Origin of the sequence: Nocardiopsis salina YIM 90010 (assembly GCF_000341025.1) — a bacterium.
GTDB lineage: Bacteria > Actinomycetota > Actinomycetes > Streptosporangiales > Streptosporangiaceae > Nocardiopsis > Nocardiopsis salina.
This window is the reverse complement of record NZ_ANBF01000011.1, coordinates 1-5,933: the sequence shown is the minus strand read 5'-3', so window position 1 is coordinate 5,933 and position 5,933 is coordinate 1. Positions and strand designations below refer to the sequence as shown.

The 5,933-nt window shown below is 68.5% G+C and carries 6 protein-coding genes and 2 pseudogenes; 4 read left to right on the top strand and 4 right to left on the bottom strand.

The features are described from left to right. Nucleotides 1–416 precede the first annotated feature (416 nt). Entirely contained in the window at nt 417–713 is a 297-nt protein-coding gene (locus tag D474_RS30745) for a 4a-hydroxytetrahydrobiopterin dehydratase (RefSeq protein WP_083931699.1), read from the top strand. A gap of 10 nt (nt 714–723) precedes the next feature. Here D474_RS30745 and D474_RS27240 read toward each other — a convergent pair. Then, nucleotides 724–2,316: pseudogene (locus D474_RS27240) on the bottom strand (AMP-binding protein); the annotation flags it as partial. 118 nt (nt 2,317–2,434) lie between these two features. Between D474_RS27240 and D474_RS0101025 the strand changes: the two are divergent. From D474_RS0101025 to D474_RS0101015, 3 genes are all read left to right on the top strand, one after another. Next, complete coding sequence (locus D474_RS0101025; RefSeq protein ID WP_017611741.1) at nt 2,435–3,472, top strand: acyltransferase domain-containing protein; 1,038 nt, start codon at nt 2,435–2,437, stop codon at nt 3,470–3,472. A gap of 98 nt (nt 3,473–3,570) precedes the next feature. Then, nucleotides 3,571–3,768 carry a helix-turn-helix domain-containing protein gene (locus D474_RS0101020; protein WP_040702896.1) on the top strand — a complete coding sequence of 66 codons (198 nt, stop codon included), beginning with the start codon at nt 3,571–3,573 and terminating at the stop codon, nt 3,766–3,768. A 2-nt stretch (nt 3,769–3,770) separates the two neighbouring features. After that, on the top strand, nt 3,771–4,229 hold the full coding sequence (locus D474_RS0101015; RefSeq protein ID WP_017611739.1) for a Clp protease N-terminal domain-containing protein: 459 nt from the start codon (nt 3,771–3,773) through the stop codon (nt 4,227–4,229). 66 nt (nt 4,230–4,295) lie between these two features. On the opposite strand, the gene D474_RS0101010 is transcribed toward D474_RS0101015, so the two are convergent. The 3 genes and pseudogenes from D474_RS0101010 to D474_RS32505 form a co-directional block, all read right to left on the bottom strand. Beyond that, complete coding sequence (locus D474_RS0101010; RefSeq protein ID WP_017611738.1) at nt 4,296–5,003, bottom strand: ABC transporter ATP-binding protein; 708 nt, start codon at nt 5,001–5,003, stop codon at nt 4,296–4,298. Then, the gene (gene urtD, locus D474_RS0101005; protein WP_017611737.1) at nt 5,000–5,746 is read right to left on the bottom strand and encodes an urea ABC transporter ATP-binding protein UrtD; all 747 of its coding nucleotides are present in this window, start codon (nt 5,744–5,746) and stop codon (nt 5,000–5,002) included. The genes D474_RS0101010 and urtD overlap by 4 nt, the downstream gene beginning before the upstream one ends. After that, a pseudogene (locus D474_RS32505) lies at nt 5,743–5,933 on the bottom strand (urea ABC transporter permease subunit UrtC); the annotation flags it as partial. The pseudogene D474_RS32505 and the gene urtD, both read right to left, overlap by 4 nt.

The window sequence follows — 5,933 nt, the reverse complement described above, 5'->3', positions numbered from 1 at the left end:
GGGGCGGCGCGGGGAGCCGCGCCGGCGGTGGGCCGGGGTCCGGGGGTGGGGTGTGCGTGGTGGGCCATGGGCTCGCTTCCGGGGGAGAAGCGGCGGGGACGGGCCTGTCCCCGCCTGGGGTGGGGGAGTGACCGGGGTCTCCCAGAGTGAACCGCCGGGGGACTACGGGTGCAAGACCTGCAGCACGAGATGCGTGCAGGTGTGGGCCGTCGTCCCAGGTGGGTGCCGGTGTGGCCGCATGCGGCCACATTAGGATCTACACTGTAAAGGTGCTCCGGCTTTTCTTCCGAAAACCTCCACTCATAATCGCGCGGCTACGCCGCACCCATCACAAAGAGCTCGCACCACACACGCGACACCGGCCATCCATTGGGTAGGACAGGCCAGGGACCCGACGACGAAGGGGGAGAGGCCCTATGGCTCTGAGTGATGCACAGATCGAAGAAGGCCTGGCACAGCTCCAGGACTGGCGGCGTGAGGACGCAGAACCCGTCATACGCCGCACCATCCGCCTGCCCGGGTTCACCGACGCCGTCGCCCTGGTCGATGACATCGCACAGGTCGCCGAGCAGGTCGACCACCACCCCGACATCGACATCCGCTACAACAAGGTCCATCTCGCCCTGAGCACGCACTCCGAGGGCGCACTGACCGACAAGGACATCGCCCTGGCCGCACGCATCGACGAGCTCGTACCCCACCACCAGGGCTGATCCNCGGGCCCCGCCGCATCTTGCCCGAGGCCGTGCGCGGCAGCTCCGACACGAAGTGGACCTCCGCGGGCGCGGCGTGCGGGGCGAAACGCTCGCGCACCCATCCACGCAGTTCCTCGTCCAGGCCGTCACGGGCCTCGAACCCGCTCGCGAGCACGATGCGGGCGCCGATCATCTGGCCGGCGATCTCGTCGGGCACGGAGTAGACGCCGCATTCCTCCACTGCGGGGTGTTCGTTGAGGACCGTCTCCACTTCCGAGGGGCCGATGCGGTACCCGTAGGTCAGGATCGCACCGTCGTCGCGGGTGGAGAAGTGCAGCCTGCCCTCGCGGTCGAGGATGCCCGTGTCGCCGGTCAGGTAGTAGTCGCCCTCCGGGGTGAAGCGCACCTGCGAGGCGGCCTCGTTGTCGAGGTAACCGGTGAACCAGGCCAGCGGGCTCTGTCTCAGGTCCACGGCGATACGCCCGTAGGCGCCCACGGGAGCGGGGTCGTCGCTGATGGCCTCCAGAACCTGTACCTTCCACCCGGGCAGGGACCCGCCGACCGCCCCGGGGGCCAGCACCTGTTCGGGTTCGCCGGTGTCGCCGTTGGGTACTCCCGCACACCAGCCCAGTTCGGTCTGGCCGTAGTGGTCGCGCACCGGGACACCGAACATGTCGGTGGCCCACTCGATGACCTCTGGGGAGAGTTGCTCGCCGGCGCTGGACAGGCGCTGGACCACGACCTCGGGCGGCAGCGTCTTGGTGGCCGCACGCAGGGTGCGGTAGGTGGTGGGGTCGGTGGCCAGGTTCGTGACCTGGTACATGCCGAGCACGTCAAGAGTCAGTTCGGGGTCGAAGAAGCCGGCTCGCAGTGCCAGGGAGGCGTGGCCGGCCAGCAACGGGGAGATGAGGCCGTGGTACAGGCCGTGGGCAGTGCCCGGGTCGGCTGTGTTCCAGTAGACGTCCTCGTCGTCGACACCGAGACCGTAGTGGTGGTGGGAGTGCATGGCGGCCAGGGCGCGGACGGGCACGACCACGCCGCGGGGTGGGCCGACGGGTGCGGAGACGAAGACGACGGCGATGGGCCCGTCACCGCCGACAGCGGTCTCGGGTGCGGGGCCGTGGCCGCGTCGTGAGAGGGAGGTGAGGGTGTGGTCGCCGTTGCGGGTGGGTTCGGGGCCGATGGTGGCGATGTCCCAGGGGGGTGGGGTGTCGGTGTCGAGTTTGCTGCGTTGTTCGTCCTCGCATACGACGAGGCGGGCGTCGGATCCGGTGAGGCGTTCGGTGATGGCGGAGGGGGCGAAGGAGGAGAGGAGGGGGACGAGGACCCCGCCCAGGCGCCACACGGCGAGGGCGGTCACGGCGAGGTCGATGCCCTTGGGCAGGAGGGTGGCGATGCGGTCTCCGTGGCCGATGCCCAGGTCGGCGAGTGCGGTGGCCAGGTCGCTGGAGCGTTGTTGCAGTTCACCGAAGGTGAGGGTGGTGGGGGTGAGGGTGGGGCCGATTTCGGTGACGGCGGTGGTGTGGGGGGCGTGGCGGTCGCAGAGCAGGTGGGCCACCGACGTGGTGGGGGTGTCGTAGGTGGCGAGCCAGTCGGCCACGCGCTGTGCGGGGTCGGGCATCGGTGGTGGTCCTCGTTTTCGGTGGTGTGTGGGTTCGGCCGTGTTACGTCAACACTATGCCCACCTGTGAGGGGGACCTCACTCGCGTTGGTGGTTGACGCGGTTGGAGGATGGGGGCATGGAGAGCTCTGTTGTGGTGGATCGGTTCGGTTTGTCGGCGGATGTGGGGGAGTGGTTGGAGGAGGCGGAGCGGTTGCCGGCTCCGGGGCGGCCGTTGTGTGTGCCGGTGGGTGATGAGGCTGCGCGGGTGTTGGATCTGTTCGCGTTGGAGGGGTGTGATCGGGCGGAGGTCGAGGCGTTGTGGCCGGGGGATGCCGGTGGGGGTCGTGGTGGGTCTTCGCAGGCGTGGTCGGCGGAGTTGTGGCACTTGGTGGAGTGCATGTATCGGCGGTTGTGGGCGGATGCGGAGTTGTCGGCGGGGTTCCGGTGGTGGCCTTCGTTGGTGGATGTGTCGGATGTGCGGGTGAGGTTGGCGTCGCTGTGGGCTTTTGCAGCGATGGTTCCGGTGCAGTTGGAGGTGCAGGCGGGGTGGGGTGTGCCGCGTTCGGTGACGGTGGCGACGTTGGCTGATGTGGGTGCGCAGGTGCGGCGGTCGCGGTTGATGTGGGGGTGGTTGTCGTTGGAGACGTCCGGGTGGGTGGCGGTGCAGTTCCGGGGGCGGTTGTTCAGGGTCGGGGGGTTGCAGTTGGAGCCGGCGCGGTTGGTGTGTGAGGCGGGGGTGGAGTGGTACGGGCGGGAGGAGGCTGCCGGGTTGGGTGCGGGGATGGGTGTGGGGGATCCGGTGTTGCGGTTGCACATTCCGACGGGTGGGTTGGATCCGGCGGGGGTGGATGAGTCGTTGGGGCGTGCGCGGGCGTTCGCGCGTGGGTGTTTGGGTTTTGATCCGGTGGTGGCCACGTGTACGTCGTGGTTGTTGGATCCGCAGTGGGGTGAGGTGTTGGGGGAGGGGTCGAACATCGTGGCTTTTCAGCGTCGGTTCACGTTGGTGGGTGAGGGGCGTGCGGGGGAGTCGGACGTGTTCCGTTTCGTGTTCGGTTCGCCGGTGGTGGATGTGGAGCGGGTGCCGCGGGGCACGCGGTTGGAGCGTGCGGTGGTGGATCGGTTGGTGGCGGGTGGTCGGTGGTGGGTGAGGACGGGTTGGGTGCGGTTGTCGTAGTGGGTCGGGGGTCTGTCGTGGGGTGGGCCCTTTTTTCTGCCGGGTGGGTTGTCAGGGTGTGTTGACGTGGTTGTGCTTGTCAGGCCATGCTGACATGCATGGACGAGAAGATGGCGGAGCAGGGGGTCGGCGGTCCGGAGGATGGGTTGCGTGCGGTGTCGGCTCTGCGCAGGTTGGCCGAGCGGGTCGAGGCCGAGCAGGTGGTCCGGGCCCGGCAGGCGGGGTGGTCGTGGCAGCAGATCGGTGATGCCCTCGGGGTGACCCGGCAGTCGGTGCACAGCAAGTACGGAGGTTGATCATGGTGGAGATGCGTGAGAGCGGTGGTGCTCTGTATCTGGATGCCAAGGCCGAGGCCGTGGGGCGCGGCGACCGCAAGGTGGGGACCGAGCACCTGTTGTTGGCGCTTCTGTCGGAGGAGCGCGGGCGGGCGGCGCGGGTGTTGGCCCAGCAGGGTGTGGATCTGGTCGGGGCGCGGCGGGCGCTGGCGGAGTTGGATGTGCGGGCGTTGGCGTCGGTGGGTGTGGGGGTGGAGTGGGCCCATGGTGTGGTGCAGGGGCGGGTGGATGAGCGGTTGCCGTTGACGCCCGGTGCGAAGGCGGTGTTGAGGGGCGTGGGGTGGAGGGGGACGGGTGGAGGGTTGGGGGCGAAGGTGTTGGTGCGGTTGGCGGTGGTGCGGGCTCCTGAGCCGGTGTCGGCGTTGTTGGACGAGCTGGGTGTGGATCGCGGGGTGGTGTGTTCGGCCTTGGCGGGGGACTGAGTGGAGGGGTGTGTGGGGCCGGTCTGGGTGCCGGCCCTTTTGCATGTGCGGGGTCTGGCGTTGGGGTCAGATGGCCATGAGGGCGTGGGCGCTGTGGTGGTCGAGTTCGGCGCGGGGGCCGTGGTGGGTGATGCGGCCTGCGTCCAGGACGGTAACGGTGTCGGCGAGGCGGAGGGCGAGGTCGAGGTATTGCTCGACGAGGACGATGGTGATGCCTTGGGCGGCGATGTCGGTGATGGCGTGTTCGATCTCGGTGACGATGGAGGGCTGGATGCCTTCGGTGGGTTCGTCGAGCAGGAGTGTGGTGGGGCGGGTGACGAGGGCGCGGGCGAGGTTGAGTTGTTGGGCCTGTCCGCCGGAGAGGTGGCCTGCTTTGCGGTGGAGGAGGGGTCGGAGGCGGGGGAAGAGGTGGAGGGCGTGGTCGATGGGGTGGGGGTGGGAGCGGGGGTTGGCTTGGTGGGCGAGGTGGAGGTTCTCGGCGACGGTGAGGGGTGCGAAGGTGTCGTGGCCTTGGGGGACGTAGGCGAGGCCGTGGTGGACGCGGGTGTGGGGTGGGGTGTGGGTGATGTCGGTGTTGTGGTGGGTGATGGTGCCTTGGGTGGGGGTGATGAGGCCGGCGATGGTGTTGAGGAGGGTGGTTTTTCCGACGCCGTTGCGGCCCATGATGGCGGCGATGGTGCCGGGGTTGATGGTGAGGTCGATGTCGAAGAGGACGTGGGCGCGGCCGTAGCCGGCGTTGAGGTGGTGGAGGTGGAGGGCTGGGGTGGTGGTCATGGGGTGTGCTCCTGTGGGGTGTGGCCGAGGTAGACCTGTTGGACTTCGGGGTGGTTCTGGATGGTGGTGAGGTCGCCGTGGGTGAGGATGCGGCCTTCGTGGAGGACGGTGATGTCGCGGGCGTAGCGGCGGAGGAAGTCCATGTCGTGTTCGATGACGACGATGGTGTGGTCGGTGGCGATCTCGGTGAGGAGTTGGCCGGTGCGGGTGCGTTCGTCGGTGTTCATGCCGGCGACGGGTTCGTCGAGGAGGAGGAGTTGGGGGCGGGCGGCCAGGAGCATGGCGATTTCGAGCCATTGGCGTTGGCCGTGGGAGAGGGTGGAGGCTTTGTGGTGGGTGTGGGGGGTGAGGCCGACGCGGTCGAGGATGTGGTGGACGGTGTCGGGGAGGGTGCGTGGGGCGCGGAGGAGTTGCCAGGGGCGGAGGTGGTGTGTGGCGGCGAGGTCGATGTTGTCGGCGACGGTGAGGTGTTCGAAGACGACGCTGGTTTGGAAGGTGCGTCCGATGCCGGCGCGGGCGATGCGGTGTTCGGGGAGGTGGTGGATGGGGCGGTTGTTGTAGGTGATGTGGCCGTGGGTGGGTCGTGTGCGGCCGGTGATGGTGTCGATGAGGGTGGTTTTGCCGGCGCCGTTGGGGCCGATGAGGAAGCGGAGTTGGCCTTGGGTGAGGGTGAGGTCGATGTGGTCGAGGGCGGTGAAGTCGCCGAAGGTGACGGTGAGGTCGGTGATGGTCAGGAGGCTCATGTGTGGGCCTTGTGGGGTTGGGGGCCGGTGGTGTGGGGGGTGTCGGGGGGTGTGGTGGTGAGGCGTGTTTTGAGGGTGTGGGTGAGGCCGGCGAGGCCTTGGGGGGCGAGGGCGATGACGATGACGAAGAGGGCGCCTTGGAGGTAGGTCCAGGTGCCGGAGAAGGTTTCGGCGAAGGTGGTTTGGG